Annotated in this window: 17 protein-coding genes; 12 read left to right on the plus strand and 5 right to left on the minus strand. The window is 44.6% G+C overall.

The annotated features are described in order from the left end of the window. The first annotated feature begins 25 nt into the window (after positions 1-25). The 5 genes from gshA (at position 26) to AWH61_RS20280 (ending at position 3,899) form a co-directional block, all read left to right on the plus strand. Entirely contained in the window at positions 26-1,624 is a 1,599-nt protein-coding gene (gene gshA / locus AWH61_RS03110; protein ID WP_083605849.1) for a glutamate--cysteine ligase, read from the plus strand. Positions 1,625-1,691: 67 nt separating this feature from the next. Continuing rightward, positions 1,692-2,330 carry a transglycosylase SLT domain-containing protein gene (locus AWH61_RS03115; protein WP_075176194.1) on the plus strand — a complete coding sequence of 213 codons (639 nt, stop codon included), beginning with the start codon at positions 1,692-1,694 and terminating at the stop codon, positions 2,328-2,330. A gap of 294 nt (positions 2,331-2,624) precedes the next feature. Then, positions 2,625-3,083, plus strand: a complete 459-nt coding sequence (locus tag AWH61_RS03120) for a hypothetical protein (protein WP_075176195.1) — start codon at positions 2,625-2,627, stop codon at positions 3,081-3,083. Between the two features lie 98 nt (positions 3,084-3,181). Then, on the plus strand, positions 3,182-3,595 hold the full coding sequence (locus AWH61_RS03125; protein WP_014948756.1) for a hypothetical protein: 414 nt from the start codon (positions 3,182-3,184) through the stop codon (positions 3,593-3,595). 178 nt (positions 3,596-3,773) lie between these two features. Next, positions 3,774-3,899: a hypothetical protein gene (locus AWH61_RS20280; RefSeq protein ID WP_012517787.1), complete on the plus strand. Its 126-nt coding sequence runs from the start codon at positions 3,774-3,776 to the stop codon at positions 3,897-3,899. Positions 3,900-3,928: 29 nt separating this feature from the next. On the opposite strand, the gene smrB is transcribed toward AWH61_RS20280, so the two are convergent. Next, positions 3,929-4,579: an endonuclease SmrB gene (smrB, locus tag AWH61_RS03130; RefSeq protein ID WP_014948757.1), complete on the minus strand. Its 651-nt coding sequence runs from the start codon at positions 4,577-4,579 to the stop codon at positions 3,929-3,931. 152 nt (positions 4,580-4,731) lie between these two features. On the opposite strand from smrB, the gene prmB reads away from it, so the two are divergent. From prmB to AWH61_RS03145, 3 genes are all read left to right on the plus strand, one after another. After that, positions 4,732-5,667, plus strand: coding sequence for a 50S ribosomal protein L3 N(5)-glutamine methyltransferase (gene prmB / locus AWH61_RS03135; protein ID WP_039226525.1), 936 nt, complete (start codon positions 4,732-4,734; stop codon positions 5,665-5,667). Positions 5,668-5,676: 9 nt separating this feature from the next. Continuing rightward, entirely contained in the window at positions 5,677-6,774 is a 1,098-nt protein-coding gene (aroC, locus tag AWH61_RS03140; protein WP_075176196.1) for a chorismate synthase, read from the plus strand. A gap of 153 nt (positions 6,775-6,927) precedes the next feature. Continuing rightward, positions 6,928-8,145, plus strand: a complete 1,218-nt coding sequence (locus tag AWH61_RS03145) for an MFS transporter (RefSeq protein ID WP_075176197.1) — start codon at positions 6,928-6,930, stop codon at positions 8,143-8,145. A 28-nt stretch (positions 8,146-8,173) separates the two neighbouring features. Here AWH61_RS03145 and AWH61_RS03150 read toward each other — a convergent pair whose 3' ends face one another. The 4 genes from AWH61_RS03150 to sodB all read right to left on the minus strand — a co-directional run bounded on the left by AWH61_RS03150 (position 8,174) and on the right by sodB (position 13,840). Then, on the minus strand, positions 8,174-9,721 hold the full coding sequence (locus AWH61_RS03150) for a SpoVR family protein (protein WP_014978686.1): 1,548 nt from the start codon (positions 9,719-9,721) through the stop codon (positions 8,174-8,176). A 1-nt stretch (position 9,722) separates the two neighbouring features. Continuing rightward, on the minus strand, positions 9,723-11,009 hold the full coding sequence (locus AWH61_RS03155) for a YeaH/YhbH family protein (RefSeq protein WP_069943940.1): 1,287 nt from the start codon (positions 11,007-11,009) through the stop codon (positions 9,723-9,725). An 85-nt stretch (positions 11,010-11,094) separates the two neighbouring features. Next, positions 11,095-13,017 carry a PrkA family serine protein kinase gene (locus tag AWH61_RS03160; protein WP_075176198.1) on the minus strand — a complete coding sequence of 641 codons (1,923 nt, stop codon included), beginning with the start codon at positions 13,015-13,017 and terminating at the stop codon, positions 11,095-11,097. A gap of 241 nt (positions 13,018-13,258) precedes the next feature. Next, positions 13,259-13,840, minus strand: a complete 582-nt coding sequence (gene sodB, locus AWH61_RS03165) for a superoxide dismutase [Fe] (protein ID WP_014948764.1) — start codon at positions 13,838-13,840, stop codon at positions 13,259-13,261. A 349-nt stretch (positions 13,841-14,189) separates the two neighbouring features. Between sodB and AWH61_RS03170 the strand changes: the two genes are divergently transcribed. The 4 genes from AWH61_RS03170 (at position 14,190) to AWH61_RS03185 (ending at position 19,235) form a co-directional block, all read left to right on the plus strand. Next, entirely contained in the window at positions 14,190-14,540 is a 351-nt protein-coding gene (locus AWH61_RS03170; protein WP_014948765.1) for a Grx4 family monothiol glutaredoxin, read from the plus strand. Positions 14,541-14,874: 334 nt separating this feature from the next. Further along, complete coding sequence (locus AWH61_RS03175; protein ID WP_014975983.1) at positions 14,875-17,463, plus strand: TonB-dependent receptor plug domain-containing protein; 2,589 nt, start codon at positions 14,875-14,877, stop codon at positions 17,461-17,463. Positions 17,464-17,545: 82 nt separating this feature from the next. Next, on the plus strand, positions 17,546-18,178 hold the full coding sequence (locus AWH61_RS03180; protein ID WP_014948766.1) for an RNA polymerase sigma factor: 633 nt from the start codon (positions 17,546-17,548) through the stop codon (positions 18,176-18,178). 1 nt (position 18,179) lies between these two features. Then, positions 18,180-19,235 (plus strand): FecR family protein, encoded by a 1,056-nt coding sequence (locus tag AWH61_RS03185; RefSeq protein WP_014948767.1) that lies wholly within the window; start codon positions 18,180-18,182, stop codon positions 19,233-19,235. Positions 19,236-19,387 lie beyond the last annotated feature (152 nt).

Consider the following 19,387-nt stretch of genomic DNA (forward strand, 5'->3'; position numbering starts at 1 on the left):
TATATTGACATAACGGACCACCATTTTGACTGTAGACTCATCCCGTTTTGAAGCGCGCATTGCTGCGCTTAAGTCACCCGAATTTCTCGCTGCGCTAAAAGATATTAAGCGCGGCGTTGAGCGCGAAGCCCTTCGTATAAACCCGAACGGTACGTTGGCACAAACACCCCATCCTAAACCGCTGGGATCTGCGCTAACCCATGATTCAATCACCACAGACTTTTCTGAATCGTTGCTTGAATTCATTACGCCGCCAGAAAACAGTGCTGCCAAAACGATTTCTCAGTTAAAAGATATCCATAAATTCGTTATTGATAATATTGGTGAAGAGCAAATATGGCCGCTAAGTATGCCATGCTTTATAGATGATGAAGCGCACATTCCCATCGCCTATTTTGGTGAGTCAAATGTGGGCAAGATGAAGCGTGTATATCGCATTGGTCTTAAAAACCGCTACGGCAGTATGATGCAGGCAATTGCCGGCGTGCATTTCAACTTTTCTCTTCCCGAAACGTTTTGGAAGCTATGGGCTGAACTGAACGGAAAAGAACATTCTCAAGAGCAGACTTCAGCCGATTATTTTGGGCTTATCCGAAACTACCGCAGGTTGTGTTGGCTTATTCCTTATTTGTACGGTGCATCCCCTGCATTATGTGGATCGTTTTTAAAAGGAAAGCAGCATGCGTTACCTTTTAAAAAGGTAGGTAGGGGCACGGTATACATGCCATACGCGACATCACTTCGCATGAGTGATTTAGGCTACACAAGTGCAGAGCAATCGTCGCTTAAGATTTGTTACAACAAGCTAGACAACTATGTCACCTTGCTGCGCGATGCGATGAATACGCCGTCATCCCGGTTCAGCCAGTTTGCTGCAGGCGAAGAGGGCAATTATCAACAGTTAAGTCGCAACATCATTCAAATTGAAAATGAACTGTACTCGCCTATACGCCCTAAGCAGCCCACTCAGTCAATGGAAAAGCCAACAGACGCTTTGGTTAGACGCGGTATCAGCTACATTGAAGTGCGCGCTCTAGATGTAAATCCATTTTCGGCAATTGGTATTTTACAGACGCAATTCGATTTCTTAGATGTTTTCTTAGTTGCGTGCTTACTAATGCCAAGTGCAGAACTTGACGAAGCGCAGCTTAAAGAAGCTAAAGAGAATATGAATAAAGTGGTGTTAGAAGGGCGAAACCCTGATTTGCTCCTGCAAAATGGCGGAGAAAATATTTCACTACCTAAATGGTGTGCCTCTCTGTTTAAGTCCTTCGAGCAAGCGGCCGAATTACTCGATTTAGCCAATGATACGTCGCGTTATACACAAGCGGTGAACGTCGAGGCTGAAAAAGTGGCGGATCCGGCGCTAACACCGTCAGGTAAACTACTTGCTACTTTGCTAGAAAGCGACAAAGATAATGGCGTGTTGGGCTTAGAACTGGCACAAGCTTATCAAGCTGAGATGAAGTCTTTTGAATACACGGATACGGATGCTGCTGGTTTTGCTGCCCAAGCTGACGTGTCGTTTGCTGCTCAAAAAGAAATAGAAGCTGCTGATGTTAAAGACTTTGATACATTTATTCGTGATTATTTCGCTGAGGCCCCAGCAAAAAAAAATGCCTGACATAGGTCAGGCATCGAAGGGTTCCAGGGAAACACACATTTTACTAGAACATTAGTTAAGACAAGCTATGAACCAAAAGTTCAAAAAATTGGTTGTTTTTTTATCAACTCTCATCGTTCTTTTTCCGCTGTTTATCGCTGGGTGTGCAACTACGCCTCCTAAAGACATCAGTAATTTGTGCGAAATATTCTACGAAAAGGACGATTGGTATGATGCAGCTGCTGATGCCCGCGATAAATGGGGTGTTCCTATACATGTTCCAATGGCCATGATGTATCAAGAAAGTTCCTTCCGCCACGATGCGCTTCCACCGCGTGATTACGTTTTCTTCGGGCTTATTCCTTGGGGGCGTGTTAGTTCGGCTTATGGCTATTCACAAGCGAAAACACCTACCTGGTCTGACTATATGAGAGAAACAGATAACGGTGGTGCAGATCGTGATGATTTCGAGGACGCTATCGACTTTATGGGATGGTTTATTTACAAGTCGCAAAAAGTGAACGGTATTTCTAAATGGGACGCCTACGCGCAATACCTTAACTATCACGAAGGATGGGGCGGGTACAAACGCAGAAGCTATGATAGAAAGCCGTGGCTTAAGAAAGTGGCGTCAAAAGTTAAAGCGCGCTCGCTGCGCTATGCTACGCAACTTAAAACCTGTGAGGAAGATCTCCAAAAAGGTTGGTTTATGAAGCTGTTTAGCTAAATTAAAGAAGCGAGAAAAAGCGACGTGATAGTCGCTTTTTTTTATGCGTCTATGAACGTTGATTAAAATAAGTAGAAAAATATATTGAAGAAAAAAATTGAGGGATAGACGGGCGTCTATCCCTCAGCGACGCTAAGCCAAGACCGTTTTTTACCCAACGTCGAACAGGCATTTACAAGATAGTGTAAATGAGAATGATTTGCAATACCTTTTTGTAAATTAATTCTATCCCTCAATATGCAACAAATTTATCTGGCCCTGATCTTGTTCTATACTTTTCAAGTGGAGGAACGTATGGATATAGACAAGTTTAGTGCGCATGGAGAGGTTCACGCTCATTTTCAAGCAGAGCAAAATATTCTACATATAGACTTAGTAGGTCCGTTTAATCTTGAGTTCATGCAAAAGTATGAGCGTGTGGTTGGCGCACAAAGAAAGAATATTGATACACCGTGTTGGGGAAGCTTAGTAAATGTGCATGGTCTGGCACTTGCGCCCATGGAGGCTACTAACGCTGGGCAAGAAATTGTTAGTAAAGCCGTAGCATTGGGGCTAATTGCCACGGCAGTGGTGCTTCATGAACCAGAAGGTGTGGCAATGCAAAAAAAGTTTTGGTCTCGTGTTTATGAATCTTCAACACTAGCATTCGAATACTTTGACGACACTGCTCAGGCAACACTGTGGTTGAGTGAAAAAGTACTTGCTTGTCTGCAGGCCCACAGTGTTAATCAGTTCAATAATGCCAGACGATAGCCATAACAGTCCTAACTAGGCGAACTCGCCATGTCAAAACTGATCTTTGCTCAGTGCTCCACTCTACCAATTGAATGAAGGCATAACAGGAGGTAGCCATGGTAGGTAGTCAGCATCAATACCGTTTTTTCAACGTCAACAATGTTCTATTCGATATACCAAGCAATGTATACGACGATAGCGTTGTCGACGGATGGTTTAGGAATATCGCAAGAGAGGGTCAGAAACTTGATAAGTGGGTAATTCTATCTATTCCCGACAAAAGTTTAACGATTACACATACTGCCGCATCTCAACTTTGCTCACGGCTTCCCTTTCTGAGAACGTATGGATGTTTGGGTTTTCTTTTGCTTGCGAACCATGTAAACGCCAAAATCTTTCAACACAGTCTTCGAGCAACACCCCCCAATTTTGATATACAAGTTAGTGAGTCGATGGAGCAGCTGTGCCGTAATGCGGAGGCGTTGCTTGGTTATGAGGGTAACCTGAACATATTCAATCGTTACAACTAAGTATGGCAAAGCCCCAATTGTGTTGGCGCGACAAATATGGGGATTGGTATTAACTGTATGTTGACCTGGATCAAATAATTAGGCCGACAGCTAACGACTAGAAATCGAATTTGATCTGGATCACATCCTCTATCTAACGCCTCTTCTACTATTTACTTAGTTGAAGAGGAGATTACTTATGTTGTGGACTATGATGAAAGACCCCGTAGTATGGGGCTCACTACTCGGTATAGGCATTATTGTAGCGATGATGATGTATTACACTTATTTGTTTATGCACAACAGTGCAGATGAAGACAAATAAGTCACCATGTATGGCTGTCCAGGTGCAAATTAACGCTTGTTGTTTTGAAGCGGTATGTCGATGAGTACCAATAGTGCTGCTTGTCCACCGTATTCGAGGGGCGCTTGATGAAATGCACGTACGTGTGGGTGCTGAACTAAGTAATGGGGCAGGGCGGCTTTTAGCACGCCCTGACCAAAACCATGCATTACACACACGCAATCTATCAGTTCTTTTCTTGCCGTGTGAATAAGTGCGGCAAGCTCGGCTTTTGCCATCTCTCGGGTAAGGCCATGTAAATCTAAAGTCATTTCTGGCGAGTAGTCGCCACGGCGCAGCTGCTTCAAAATATGCGTAGACTCACCTTCTTGGCAAAAGCGCATGGGTCCTTCTTGCGGCAACGCTGCCTGGTACATATCAGAAAAGTCGAAGCTTGCCGCTAATTGCTTACTGTGTTTTAGATGTTTACCTTTTACCTGCTGTGACTTCTTAAATAACTCAACTTGCTTATCAGGCTCAACTTTATCTTGTGATAAAGGCGTCACTCCCTGCATTGCATCGGCAAATGAAAAGGTCTCTTCCTCGGTATTCGTAGACATATTTCCATTACGGGCGCCTTCCTGTCTCGCCTGACTTTTATGGCGATGAGGTTCAGAAAGTTGCTTCTTCAATGCTTTGAGTTCTTTTTTAAAGGTTTTCATCAACGATAGCTTGGATAAATACACTCGAGTTTAACGATTCAAAACGCCTAAATTATAACGAATAGAAAGATTCGGTACGTAGTTAATTATGTGAATCGGTATGAAGTTTGGGTATGATACCAGCTTTGAAATTTTTGATGTACCCAAACGCCATGACCGATAAGTTTTACCTCGAAGAAGCCATTGAAGATCTGCATACCCTGTTAGATATGACACGATGGGCAACCAGCCGTTTTAACGATGCGGCTTTGTATTTTGGTCATGGTACTGACAATGCATGGGATGAAGCGACAAGCCTAGTTATGCAAGCCTTACATTTGCCTCATCCTATATTGGAACAAGTTGGGGACAGCGTAATGACGTCTCGCTTAACGAAAAGCGAGCGAGAGAAGATTGCAGAGCTTGTTTTAAAGCGCGTGCAAACTCGCATGCCATTGCCTTATATCACAAACGAAGCCTGGTTCTGCGGTATGCCGTTCTACGTAGACGAGCGAGTGCTCATTCCTCGCTCTCCATTTGCTGAACTCATTCAAAAAGAGTTTGCGCCATTTGTAGAATCGACGCCTAACAGTATTCTTGATATGTGCACGGGCGGTGCGTGTATTGCTATTGCGCTTGCTCATGCATACCCAGAGGCGCAGGTAGATGCCGTTGATATCAGCACAGATGCATTGGAAGTGGCCGATATTAATATTCAGGAGCATGGTCTTAGTCACCGTGTTTATCCCATTCAGTCTGACCTGTTTTCAAGTTTAGAAGGGCAGAAATACGACCTTATCGTGTCTAATCCGCCTTATGTTGACGCAGAGGACATGGCTGACTTGCCTGAAGAGTATCACCACGAGCCTGAGCTTGCACTTGCCGCAGGTGAAGACGGTCTGGAACTGGTTGATATCATGCTTAAAGAGGCGCCAACTTACCTTAATGACGGTGGCTGGTTATTCGTTGAAGTTGGAAATAGCGAAGTGCACATGAGCGAAAGGTTCCCCGGGTTAGAAGTGATTTGGCTTGAATTCGATAACGGTGGTTCAGGTATTTTCGCCGTGCGCAAAGACACACTAGTACAGTATTTTAGTAGTAAGGATTAATAGTTAATTATGTCAGGTAACAGCTTCGGAAAACTTTTCACTGTAACCACGTTTGGTGAAAGCCACGGCATTGCAATTGGCGGTGTAGTAGACGGTTGCCCTCCAGGACTTGAGATCACTGAAGAAGATCTTCAGGTTGATTTAGACAGACGTAAGCCCGGCACCTCTCGTTATACTACGGCGCGAAGAGAAGACGATGAAGTACAAATTCTATCTGGCGTATTTGAAGGTAAAACTACTGGCACCAGTATTGGTTTATTGATTAAAAATAAAGATCAGCGAAGCCAAGATTACGGCAATATCAAGGACCGCTTTCGTCCAGGCCACGCTGACTATACCTACGATCAAAAGTACGGAAGCCGTGACTATCGCGGTGGTGGTCGTTCGTCTGCACGTGAAACGGCTATTCGCGTAGCCGCAGGTGGTATTGCGAAAAAGTACCTTAAAGAAGTGCACGGTATTGAGGTATTAGGCTATTTGTCTCAGCTTGGGCCGGTAACAGTAGATAAGGTTGATCACAGCGTAACCAACACTAACCCGTTTTTCTGTCCTGATGATTCTAAGCTAGACGCGCTGGACGAGTACATGCGAGACCTTAAAAAGTCAGGCGACAGCATTGGCGCGAAGGTATCGGTTGTTGCGAAGAATGTGCCTGTAGGCCTAGGCGAGCCTGTTTTCGATAGGCTAGATGCTGAAATCGCCCACGCCATGATGGGAATTAACGCAGTGAAAGGCGTGGAAATTGGTGATGGTTTTGATGTTATTAATCAAAAAGGCAGTGAACACCGCGATACGCTGACTCCTGAAGGATTCACATCTAATCATGCAGGTGGCGTGCTAGGCGGCATCTCTACCGGTCAGGATATTGAAGTACACATGGCGCTTAAGCCGACTTCAAGTATTTCGGTTCCCGGTAAAACTATCAATAAAGACAATGAGGAAATCGATATCGTCACCAAAGGTCGTCACGACCCGTGTGTGGGTATCCGTGCTGTACCTATTGCCGAAGCCATGCTGGCACTGGTATTGATGGATCATCTGCTGCGCCACCGCGCGCAAAATGCCGGTGTGCAGTCGACCACGAAACCAATTGCGGGTCAGGCATAGCAGTTTTTTAAATCGTAAGACCGCAATGCCAAGACTGCGACGTTAACGCGGATTAAAGATACACGCAGCATGAGCGCATGTTGCGCTAATTAATTTTATCATTCGCCACTGCCGGTTCTGCGCTAGTGGCGTTTTTGCATATGGAGATGTGAATTGTCACCAAATGGCCTAAACGATGCCAACAATACTGCGGCGAGCATAGCAAGCAGCAAAACCGGCCTCTTTATTCTTGCTATCACCTACTGGCTTTACTTCGGTCAGCTTGGCGTGCTTGTGCCTTATTTAGGTATCTTCCTTGATGGGCGGGGATTTTCTTCTGCCGAAATCGGTGAACTCTTTGCGGTTATAACGCTAGCGCGTATTTTAGGGCCTGGCCTGTGGGCTGGCGTGGCCGATAAAACGGGTAATGCCATTGGCGTAATGCGTTTAGGCTGCTTGCTCACCGTACTAACTTTCAGTTCGGTGTTTTACTTCACCAGTTTTTGGGGGCTTACGTTGGCTTTCGGGTTAATGATGATGTTCTGGACAGCGGTGTTACCTCAGCTTGAAGTTATTACCATGAATACGGTGGCGAAAACCAATGCCACGTATGGGCAGGTAAGGCTATGGGGGAGCGTTGGCTTTATTTGTTTGACGGTCGGTGTGGGTAAAGCCCTAGATATTTTTTCTACCGATACGCCAGTGCACGCCAGTATTGGTGTACTCGCGTTACTGTTCATCAGTACCTTGTTCATACGTGCGCCCAAAGAAGCTGCACCTGAAACGTCTACGGCGGGAAGTATTTGGAAATACGTCAAACAAAAACCTTTCGCCATCTTTATATTCGCTTCAGCGTGCTTGCAAATTAGCTTTGGTGCGTATTACGGATTTTTCGCACTTTACATGCGCGACCTTGATTACAGCGGCCAACAAACTGGCATCTTTATCGCGCTTGGGGTACTTGCCGAGGTGGGGATATTTCTTATTGCCCGCCGTCTGATTAGCCAGTTTGGCGTGTGGAATTTATTGTTTGTGAGCATCGCACTGACAGGGCTTCGCTGGTATGTCATGGCGGCATTCGCTGATACCTTTATGGTGATTGTGTTGAGTCAGCTTATTCATGCGTTAAGCTTTGGTTTAACGCATGCAGTATCGGTGCATTTTATCCACCAGTTCCTGCCGAAGGCGTATCAAAGCCGAGGGCAAGCGGTATACATCAGTATAGCGTTTGGATTAGGTGGCGCATTTGGAAACTACATGGCAGGGCAGCAGTGGCAGCAAGGCACTAACGCCTATGAGACGTTCGTTACCGCAGCCGTTTTTGCAGCAATAGGCGCACTGTCACTGCTACTGTGTTCCAGAAAAGAAATGGAAAGTGCAAAGGCGGCTTAAAATCTTGTTCTGATGGCTGACCGCAGGCTTACGCCTGCGGTGCACGTTTACACTCTGATATCACGTCAATACCATCATCACCATTGTCTTGCTCTAAACGTACATCAAATTTCCACAGCCTGTGCAGGTGGCGCATAACTTCATCTTTTGAATCGCCTAGCGGAATTCCTCGCTGAGGAATATAGCGAAGAGTAAGCGAACGGTCGCCTCTTACATCAACGTTATGTACCTGAATGTTGGGTTCTAAATTACTCAAATTGTATTGAGCAGACAGCTTCTCTTTAATAATTTGATAACCCATTTCGTCATGAATAGCGCTCACCGCAATAAAGGGCTTGGTGGTGTCATCTTCAAGGGCGAATAACTTAAAGTCGCGAATAACTTTAGGCGATAAAAACTGACTGATAAAACTTTCGTCTTTAAAATTTTCCATGGCGAAATGCACGGTCTCAAGCCAGTCTTTTCCCGCAATACTTGGAAGATATTTATAGTCTTCTTCAGTGGGAGACTGACACACCCGTTTAATATCCATGAACATGGAAAAGCCTAACGCATACGGATTGATGCCAGAGTAATAAGGGCTGTTGTACTCTGGCTGCATAACGACGCTTGAATGACTGTGCAAAAACTCCATCATGAAGCGGTCGCTGACCAAACCTTCGTCATACATCTCATTTAGAATGTGGTAGTGCCAAAAACAGGCCCATCCTTCATTCATTACTTGGGTTTGCTTTTGCGGATAAAAATACTGCGAAACTTTCCGTACAATACGCACAATTTCACGTTGCCAAGGTTCAAGTAAAGGTGCGTTTTTTTCAATAAAATAAAGCAGGTTTTCTTGCGGTTCTTGTGGAAAACGAATTTTTTCTTTGTGTTTGCTATGCGGGCTATTTGGCAGGGTGCGCCAAAGCTCGTTCACTTGCGATTGCAGGTAGGCCTCGCGCTCTTCTTGTCTGTTTTTCTCTTCTTGTAACGAAATTTTCTGCGGGCGTTTGTATCTGTCAACGCCGTAATTCATTAACGCGTGGCACGAGTCGAGCATATTTTCGACTTCATCAAATCCATATTTTTGTTCGCATTTAGCAATGTAGTTTTTAGCAAATACTAGGTAGTCGATGATAGAGCTGGCATCGGTCCAGGTTTTAAATAAGTAGTTGCCTTTGAAGAATGAGTTGTGACCGTAGCACGCATGAGCCATAACGAGCGCTTGCATGGTAATGGTGTTCTCTTCCATTAAATACGCAATGCAGGGGTCAGAGTTAATGACGATTTCGTAAGCCAGCCCCATTTGTCCACGACGGTATTGTTGCTCAGTTTGAATAAACTTTTTGCCAAAGCTCCAGTGCGTGTAGTTAAGCGGCATGCCGATGCTGGCGTAAGCATCCATCATCTGCTCTGCGGTGATCACCTCAATTTGATTGGGATAGGTGTCTAGCTTAAACTTTTTGGCGATTCGGTCGATGTGTTGCTCATACTCTTCGATAAGTGGAAACGTCCAGTCGGGCCCATCGCTTAATAAGTGGCGTTTTGATGTTTCAGGCTTGCTGTTTTCTTTTGCCATAGCGTCGGTTGTCATATTAGGCTCCTTGCTGCGCATCTTGTTCAGAGCGTTTGAATAGCTCTCTGAACACAGGATAGATGTCGGCCTGTGTTTGTATGTGCTTACATACGAAGTTGTCGTGAGTGGCGGCCACTTTCTCGTATTCTCGCCACAAACTTTGGTGCTGCCTCTCGGTTATCTCGATATAGGCATAGTAACGGGTTGCGGGCAGCAGTTTAGCGGTAAGCAAGTCACGACACTGCGGCGAGTCATCAGCCCAGTTATCGCCATCTGACGCTTGTGCAGCATAGATATTCCAATTTCCATCGCTGTAGCGCTCGCGGACAACTTCATCCATTAACTTCAATGCACTTGAAACAATAGTGCCGCCGGTTTCTTGAGAGTAGAAAAACTCGTGCTCGTCTACTTCCTTTGCTTGCGTGTGATGACGAATGTACACCACGTCTACATTTTCGTAGGTTCGCGTCAAAAAGAGATACAGCAAGATATAAAACCGTTTAGCCATGTCTTTGGTGGCTTGGTCCATAGAGCCAGATACATCCATTAAGCAAAACATTACGGCTTTGCTTGAGGGAAGCGGGCGTTTGTCATAGTTCTTAAAGCGCAAATCGAAAGTATCAATAAAAGGCACTCGGGCTATTTTGGCTTTAAGTGCTTCAATTTCTTCTTTTAATGCATTTATGGCTAACGTATTGTCGTGCTTGTCTTCTACAAGCAGGGCAAGTTTTTCTTCAAGCTCTCTTAGTTTCTTTCTATCACTTCCGCTTAAGGCAATACGCCTTGCCACAGAGCCTTTGAGTGAGCGAACAATATCTAAATTACTTGGCACGCCATCGGTCTGATAACCTGCGCGATAAGTTTCGTATTGGGTGACTTTATCAAATTGATTTTTCTTTAAGTTGGGAAGCGCTAAATCTTCAAAAAGTAGGTCTAAATATTCGTCTTTGGATATAGAAAATACGAACTCATCTTGGCCTTCGCCTTCATTGCTAGCGTCGCCTTCGCCTGCGCCCTTGCCACCGCCGCCTGGCGGCCTATCAATTTTATCACCCGCTGTGAATTGGTCGTTGCCGGGGTGGACAATATCTCTACTGCCGCCGCGGCCGGTATGAAAAATAGGTTCAGAGATATCTCTGGCTGGAATGCTAATTTGCTCGCCAGAATCTAAATCGGTAACAGAACGTTTACCCACTGCATCAGAAACAGCGCGCTTTATCTGCTGTTTGTAACGCTTAATAAAGCGCTGGCGGTTTACCGTACTCTTACCTTTGCTGTTTAACCTTCGGTCAATAAAATGCGCCATACACACCTGCTTGTCTTGTTGTGAACTACAAATACCCGTGCTGAAGCACGCATTACACGCGCTTCAGCACCACATGCGTTTAGCGCTAAGACGCTTTACGTACGCGCAGGTACCATTCACACAGCAACCGAACTTGTTTTTGCGTATATCCCTTCTCGGTCATACGATTTACAAAGTCGTCGTGTTTTTTCTGCTCCTCTGCAGAGCCTTTGGTGTTGAAAGAAATAACCGGCAGTAAGTCTTCCGTGTTAGAGAACATTTTCTTCTCAATCACGGTGCGAAGTTTCTCGTAACTGGTCCATGCTGGGTTTTTGCCGCCGTTATTTGCACGGGCTCTCAAAACAAAGTTAACGATTTCGTTACGGAAGTCTTTCGGATTACTTATTCCCGCAGGCTTCTCTGTTTTTTCTAATTCAGCATTCAGTGACGCTCTGTCGAACAGCTGTCCGGTTTCTGGGTCGCGATACTCTTGGTCTTGGATCCAGAAATCAGCATAGGTTACATAGCGGTCAAACAGGTTTTGCCCATATTCAGAATACGATTCTAAGTAAGCCGTTTGAATCTCTTTACCAATGAATTCCACGTAGCGAGGAATGAGGTAGCCTTTCAAAAACTCCAAATACTTATCAGCGGTTTCTTGAGGGAACTGCTCCCGTTCAATTTGACGCTCCAGTACATAAAACAAATGGACTGGGTTTGCCGCCACTTCTTGGTGATCGAAGTTAAAAACCCGAGAGAGAATCTTAAATGCAAAGCGGGTGGATAACCCTTCCATGCCTTCATCGACACCGGCGTAATCGCGGTACTCTTGATAAGACTTGGCTTTCGGATCGGTGTCTTTCAGGCTCTCGCCATCATACACGCGCATTTTAGAAAACAGACTGGAGTTCTCTGGCTCTTTCAAGCGCGATAACACCGTAAACTGCGCTAAACACTCTAGCGTGTCTGGCGCACAGGGCGCGCCGTTAAGCTCGCTGCTGTCTAGTAACTTTTTGTAGATCTTAATTTCTTCACGTACTCGCAAACAGTACGGTACTTTTACAATATAGACACGGTCTAGGAAGGCTTCGTTATTCTTATTGTTTCTAAACGATTGCCACTCAGATTCGTTTGAATGCGCAAGTATAAGCCCATCGAAGGGAAGGGCAGAGAAGCCCTCTGTTGGGTTGTAGTTACCCTCTTGTGTTGCGGTTAATAGTGGATGCAGCACTTTAATCGGTGCTTTGAACATCTCCACAAATTCCATTAAGCCCTGATTGGCCTTACATAGTGAACCTGAATAACTGTAAGCATCAGGGTCGTTTTGTGCATATTGTTCTAAGCGGCGAATATCAACTTTACCCACCAAAGATGAAATATCTTGGTTGTTTTCGTCACCGGGTTCGGTTTTAGCGATACCCACCTGGTCGAGCACTGATGGATAAACGCGAACCACCTTGAACTGGGTAATATCGCCATTGAATTCATGCAGGCGTTTGCGTGCCCACGGCGACATAATGGTTTTTAAGTAGCGCTTAGGAATGCCGTACTCTTTTTGTAAAATGTCGCCATCTTCTTTGATATCAAACAGACAGAATGGATGGTCGTTAACAGGCGAGCCTTTCAGCATGTAAATAGGTACATGCTGCATCAGTTCTTTAAGTCTCTCTGCCAGAGACGATTTACCGCCACCCACTGGGCCGAGCAAATAGAGAATTTGTTTCTTCTCTTCAAGACCTTGTGCGGCGTGTTTAAGGTAAGAAACGATTTGTTCTATGGCTTCTTCCATGCCATAGAATTCTGAAAAAGCTGGATAACGAGAAATAACGCGGTTTGAGAAAATGCGGCTAAGTGCCGGGTCGTTGGCAGTGTCGATTAATTCAGGCTCACCAATAGCTTGTAGCAAACGTTCTGCTGCATTTGCATAAGCGGTTTGATCCTCTTTACAAATTTCAAGGAACTCCCCAATGGTGAACTCTTCCTGTTTTCGCTCTTCATAGCGACTTTGATAGTGTTCAAAAATACCCATGAATACCCCTTAAATACGGAACCCCGTAATTTCAGCTTAGTAGGTATTTGGGAAAACGATAGTAATTATTGTGTATAGTTTTTAATCTTTTCGTCTAATGAAAAATGCAACTTTAATAAGAATTTAGTGTCACTTAATGAACAACAGTGCATAAAAAAAGCCCCGCTTGGAAGCGGGGCTTTTTATAACTGATACTTTACGCTGTTAAGAGCGCAAGGCGCTTAACGCTTCAGTCTTTTGCTTATGCAAAGTTGCTGCTTGCGAATTCCCAGTTAACCAGCGCCCAGAAATTTTCTAGGTACTTAGGACGCGCATTGCGGTAGTCGATGTAGTAAGCGTGTTCCCAAAGGTCAACAGTAAGCACTGGCGTAAGGTCGTCGCCAGAAATAGGCGTTTGCGCGTTGCTTGTGTTAACGATATCTAGGCTGCCGTCTGCAGTTTTAACTAACCACGTCCAGCTTGAACCGAAGTTGTTAACAGCTTTATCGTTAAATGCTGCTTGGAAGTCTGCGAATGAGCCCCACTTCGCGTTGATAGCTTCTGCTAGCGCGCCTGTTGGCTCACCGCCGCCATTCGGGCTTAGACAGTGCCAGTAGAACGTGTGGTTCCATACCTGCGCTGCGTTATTGAAAACACCGCCGTCAGAAGATTTGATGATTTCTTCTAGGCTTTTGTTTTCCATGTCAGTACCTTCAACTAGGCCGTTAAGCTTAGTTACATAAGTAGCGTGGTGCTTGCCATAGTGGTACTCAAGCGTTTCAGCAGAAATATGCGGTTCTAGTGCATTTTGTTCGTATGGTAATGCTGGTAATTCAAAAGCCATGACGGTCTCCATGTTGGTTTAGTATTGTAGTCTAAAGCCCACTTATCTTCGCCTGTTCAATAAGTGCATATTAATTCTATGTTCAATATACTGCTCTAGACGCTAAAGCATATCCCAAATGTGGGGATAAAGTCCTATAACTCAATGACAAAAATGTGAATTTTTTTTCAAAAGTTAAAATGTGACACTAATTTGTATTGCAATGTATGGGTAGATAACGATTCAGAAGTTGAAAAGATCAATTTAGCTATGGGTAATTAAACATAAAATTATGATACCCTTTCCCTTGATAAATCATTCATGCATTCCCATCTAACTGGGAATACACTTTTGTGCTCAGAGGAATCAAATGGATAATACTGAAAATCAATCAACGCTAGATAGAATCAAGCAGCAAATCGAAGAAAACCCAATTTTGTTGTATATGAAGGGTTCTCCTAAACTACCTAGCTGTGGCTTTTCTTCACAAGCATCGCAAGCGTTGATGTCATGTGGCGAACCATTTGCTTATGTAGATATTCTTCAAAACCCAGACATCCGCGCAGAACTACCAAAATATGCAAACTGGCCGACATTCCCGCAACTATGGGTTGAAGGTGAGCTTGTAGGCGGTTGCGATATCATTATTGAAATGTTCCAACAAAACGAGCTTCAACCGCTTATTAAAGAAACGGCTGCAAAGTACAAAGAAGCAGAGTAAATCTTGTTTCCATGTACAAATTTTTAGGTTTGTAAAAAACGATTTAAAAGCCGGCTTATAGTCGGCTTTTTTTATTAAAACCCGCCAAAAATCCCGCACTTTTATTCCCGTAAAAATTATATAGACAGGTCAGAAATTAAAATCCTCTACGGAGTGAAAAAATATTTTTATTTTGTCGAAAAAGGTTTGTTTTTTAATATCTTGCGTTCTATAAAAAACACCATCTGACCGCAAATGAGTCAGTGTTGAAGGTAAAAAATAACAACTACTCTGAGCATTTTTTTAATGTGTTTAAAACGCTGAAGGTGTCTTAGAGAAACTCCGGGAAACCACCATGAATACAACCTTGTCTTTATTGACCAAAAACGTGCGTGGCGTATTAGCCGCATCAGCTGCGTTTTCAGTAATGGCCGCTGCACCTGTTTATGCGCAAGAAGCTGAAGAGAGTGCTAAGGCCGAAGATTTTGAACAAATTGCGGTAGTTGGTTCACGTGCAGCGCCTCGCTCGGTCGCTGACTCAGCGGTGCCAATTGATATTATTTCTGACGAAGAGTTTAAGCAGCAGGGTGCCACTGATATGGTATCTATGATGCAGACTGTTGTTCCGTCTTTTAACGTAAACGACCAGCCGATCAACGATGCTTCAACGCTTGTTCGTCCTGCTAACCTTCGCGGTATGGCATCAGACCACACGCTTGTGCTTGTAAATGGTAAACGTCGTCACCGTTCTGCGGTTATCACTTTCCTTGGTGGTGGTCTTTCTGACGGTGCACAAGGTCCTGATATTTCTGTTATCCCAGCAGCGGCATTAAAGCAAGTGGAAGTACTTCGTGATGGTGCAGCAGCACAATACGGTTCTGATGCGATTGCGGGTGTAATTAACTTCGTACTTAACGATGCATCAGAAGGCGGTTCGTTTGAAGCCCGTTACGGCTCTTTCTACGAAGGCGACGGCGACATGATTCAGATGTCGGGTAACGTAGGTCTTCCTCTATCTGACAAAGGCTTTATTAACCTTTCAGCTGAATACCGTACTGCAGACGACACATCTCGAAGTGTACAGCGTGCAGACGCTGCTGCATTGATAGCGGCTGGGAACACTTTTGTAGCAGATCCTGCGCAAATTTGGGGCTCACCTGAAATCAAACACGACATCAAACTTTTCGCTAATGCAGGTATAGAGCTTTCTGCTACCTCAGAAGCTTACATGTTTGGTAACTACGCCGAGCGTGAAGTTGAAGGTGGTTTCTACTTCCGTAACCCACACAATCGTGGTGGTGTGAACGATGGTGGTACAAATGACGATGGCGAGCAACTACTGCTTGTTGGTGATTTAACCGGCGATATGTCAGGTAACTGTCCAACCGACATCGTAGTTGGTGATAACGTACTAGAGAACCCGCGTTATATTAACGAAGTTCAGAACAATCCTGACTGTTGGGCGTTCAACGAAATGCTGCCAGGTGGTTTCACACCTCGTTTCGGTGGTACGGTTACAGATATGTCACTTGTCTTTGGTACGAAAGGCGAACTTGACCACGATATCACGTATGACGTGAGCTTGAACCTTGGCCAAAACGAAGTTGACTTTGCTATTAGCAACACCATCAACCCGTCTTTAGGTCCAGAAACACCTACAGAATTTAGCCCAGGTCGCTATACGCAGTCTGAGCAAACCCTTGATATTGATTTCACTAAGCCGTTCGATGTTGGTTTATATGAACCACTATTCGTGGCAACTGGTTTCCAATATCGCAACGAAAGTTATGAGAGCTTTGCAGGTGATACTGCCTCTTATGAAATAGGTCCGCTGGCGACACAAGGCTTTGGCATTGGCTCAAATGGTTTCCCTGGCTTGGCGGCCAATAGCCAAGGTCGTGTGTCCCGCAACAACATCGCACTGTACATTGACGCAGAAGCGTATATCACTGAAAACTTCATGTTAGCCGGTGCGCTACGTTATGAAGACTTCTCTGATTTCGGTGACACAACGAAAGGTAAGATTGCTTTCCGTTGGCAAGCACTTGAGAACATTGCTTTCCGTGGTGCGTTCTCAACAGGCTTTAAAGCACCTACCCTTGGTCAAAGCAACGTGCGTAACGTAACTACCGCGTTTGGTACAGGTGGTGAACTTATTGACCGTGCAACACTGCCTCCGACAGATCCAGTGTCTCAACTTAAAGGTGGTGAGCAGTTAACGCCTGAAGAGTCAGAAAGTATCACGTTTGGTGTGGTAGCCGATTTCGATAACGGTCTATTCATTACCGCAGACTACTACAACATCGAACTGACTGACCGTATCAGTACTGCCTCTGGTATTGCGCTGACTGAAGAAGACATTGCCACGCTGCTTGAGCAAGGTATCAACGATGCGTCTAGCTTCTCTGAAATCAGCTTCTTTACTAATGACTTCGACACCACCACTGAAGGTGTAGACGTAGTAGCGAACTATTCGATGGATATGATGGGCGGTGAAACTAAGTTCTCACTTGCATATAACTGGACGTCTACAGAAGTTGACCGCGCGTCGGACAATATCTCTGATTTCCGTATTCGCATGCTAGAAGATAACCTTCCAGCGGTACGTTACAGTGCAACAGCTAACCACACTAATGGCGACTGGCGCTTCCTTGCGAGAATGAACTACTACGGTAGCATCTTCGAAGATCACCTAGACTCTGCATTGCCGATTGACAAAGTAGGTTCTGAAATTACGTTCGACTTTGAAGTGGCATATAACTTCACTGAAGATTTCACAGTAACTGTTGGTGCTAAGAACGCGTTTGATGAATACCCTGACGAAAACAACACTGATGCAGGTGGTATCACCTACGCACAGATTGCCGGTTCAGCGTATCCGACAACATCTCCAATTGGTATTAACGGTGGCTTCTACTACCTAAGAGGTGTTTACACTTTTTAATAGGTAAGCAATTACCTATAAACCAAACTTTCACTTAATGTTTCAAAGTTAAGGGGGCATTAGCCCCCTTTTATTTTATTAGGTGAAAAAGAACGAAAAAGCAGGCATTATTGATGCCAATGTAAGCAAATCGAAACACACAACATTTAATATTATGACGAGAAAGTCGACAGTAGCTGAAACCTTTTTAAAATACCGCTCAAAGCTAATGCGTGCGGTAGGTTCTATTGTTGGCGCCGACGACATTGAAGACATCGTGCAAGAAGCTTTTATTAAAAGCTACGAAGCAGAGTTAAAACAAGAAATACAGTATGAGCGTACCTATATGCTCAAGACAGCGCGTAATCTAGCGCTGAACCATGTTGCGAAAGCTGAAAACAAAAATAAGCAGCAGCTCGATGACATGGATATTTTGCCTTATGAACTTGTAGGGCACAGTTTAGAAAAAAATGTAGAAAGCAAAGAGCGTTTTATTCATTTTTGCCGAGCGACAGATACATTGTCTGCTGATGTAAAACGCGTATTTTTGCTGAAAAAAGTATATGGCATGCGACAAAAAGAGATTGCAGAGCTTGTGGGGCTAAGCGAAAGCACCGTTGAGAAGCATGTCGCCAAAGGTTTAATGATGTGCTCTAGGTACTTAGCCGAGCTGTCAAAGGACAGTGCATCCCCCCGTGCCACTGCTAACGCGACTCAGGACATAAGCCGTAGTTAACATGAATAATATTCGCCAGTTTTCAAGCAAAGAAGATATCCAAGAGCAAGCATGCTTATGGATAAGCCGTCTCGATCGCGGCTTAAACAGTGACGAAAAGACGGAGCTAGATGCTTGGTTGTCGGAAAGTAATGCGCATCGTCAAGCTTTGCTCGACGCCGCTAGCTTGTGGGACGACATGTCGGTATTAAATGAATTGAGCGGTTTATTCCCGCAGCCTACCTCACGTCAGTCGTCGAAAAAACGCAATATGCCTAAAACAGCGGTTTGGGGCATTGCGGCCACATTCTTAGTGATGGCAATTGCTGTTGGGGTAGTAGTTCAGCGCACGTGGCTGAATAGCACCCCTGAATTCGCAGCGGTAACACAAAAGGTACAAACCGGTGTTGGCGAACAGAAAAACGTGACGCTAGCCGATGGCTCTAAACTTCATCTAAATACAAACTCTGTCGTTACCGTAGACTTCTCATCAACGGCGCGCAATATCGTTTTATTGAAAGGGGAGGCACACTTTGAAGTGGCTCACGACACGTCTCGCCCATTCTCTGTGACTGCAGGCAACAACACCGTTACCGCTGTTGGAACTGCTTTTAATATGCAATATGTGGATGATAATGCGTTTGAGTTAGTGGTGACCGACGGAAAGGTATTGGTGAAAGATCGCTTTAAGGCTTCATCCTCAAATGAGTCGCTCTTCACGAAACGTCCTGTTGCTGAAGAAGGACTTCTCATGTTCGCAGGTGAAAAAGCCACAGTGCAAGGTAAAGTGGAAGCCCGTGAAAGCATGTCTCAAAATGACATTGATGACGATTTAGCGTGGCAACAAGGTATGATTGTATTTAAAGGTGAGCCGCTGGAGGCCGTATTAGCTGAGATTGGCCGCTATACGCCCGTTCGCTTTAACATTTCGGACGAAAGTCTGCGCAAGCGACGTGTAGCGGGCTACTTTAAGGTAGGCGATATAGACGGTTTGTTGTCAGCACTTAAGAGCAGCTTTAATATCAATTACGAGAAAGTCACAGAAACAAGTATTGAGCTTAAGCTAGCGAAAAGTTAAATATTTCTGAAAGATAGGTGCTTTCTACTATTCGTAGTTGGCATCAATTTCTTTAATGTGACAATATAATTAAAATAATAAGCACATCGATTTTATATCTTGCAATACAGCAATTTTGCGATAAGCAGGCAAACCGAAAAGGCAATAGAAAA

This window comes from Alteromonas sp. W12 (genome assembly GCF_001924945.1).
In the GTDB taxonomy this organism is placed as follows: Bacteria; Pseudomonadota; Gammaproteobacteria; order Enterobacterales; family Alteromonadaceae; genus Alteromonas; species Alteromonas macleodii.

Bases quoted from the DNA above. Each gene is read 5' to 3' on its own strand.
- sodB (WP_014948764.1), bottom strand. From the start codon at position 13,840: ATGGCTTTTGAATTACCAGCATTACCATACGAACAAAATGCACTAGAA.
- prmB (WP_039226525.1), top strand. From the start codon at position 4,732: ATGACCGATAAGTTTTACCTCGAAGAAGCCATTGAAGATCTGCATACC.
- AWH61_RS03170 (WP_014948765.1), top strand. From the start codon at position 14,190: ATGGATAATACTGAAAATCAATCAACGCTAGATAGAATCAAGCAGCAA.
- AWH61_RS20280 (WP_012517787.1), top strand. From the start codon at position 3,774: ATGTTGTGGACTATGATGAAAGACCCCGTAGTATGGGGCTCACTACTC.
- AWH61_RS03120 (WP_075176195.1), top strand. From the start codon at position 2,625: ATGGATATAGACAAGTTTAGTGCGCATGGAGAGGTTCACGCTCATTTT.
- AWH61_RS03160 (WP_075176198.1), bottom strand. From the start codon at position 13,017: ATGGGTATTTTTGAACACTATCAAAGTCGCTATGAAGAGCGAAAACAG.
- AWH61_RS03175 (WP_014975983.1), top strand. From the start codon at position 14,875: ATGAATACAACCTTGTCTTTATTGACCAAAAACGTGCGTGGCGTATTA.
- aroC (WP_075176196.1), top strand. From the start codon at position 5,677: ATGTCAGGTAACAGCTTCGGAAAACTTTTCACTGTAACCACGTTTGGT.
- AWH61_RS03185 (WP_014948767.1), top strand. From the start codon at position 18,180: ATGAATAATATTCGCCAGTTTTCAAGCAAAGAAGATATCCAAGAGCAA.
- smrB (WP_014948757.1), bottom strand. From the start codon at position 4,579: ATGAAAACCTTTAAAAAAGAACTCAAAGCATTGAAGAAGCAACTTTCT.
- AWH61_RS03155 (WP_069943940.1), bottom strand. From the start codon at position 11,009: ATGGCGCATTTTATTGACCGAAGGTTAAACAGCAAAGGTAAGAGTACG.
- AWH61_RS03125 (WP_014948756.1), top strand. From the start codon at position 3,182: ATGGTAGGTAGTCAGCATCAATACCGTTTTTTCAACGTCAACAATGTT.
- AWH61_RS03150 (WP_014978686.1), bottom strand. From the start codon at position 9,721: ATGACAACCGACGCTATGGCAAAAGAAAACAGCAAGCCTGAAACATCA.
- AWH61_RS03115 (WP_075176194.1), top strand. From the start codon at position 1,692: ATGAACCAAAAGTTCAAAAAATTGGTTGTTTTTTTATCAACTCTCATC.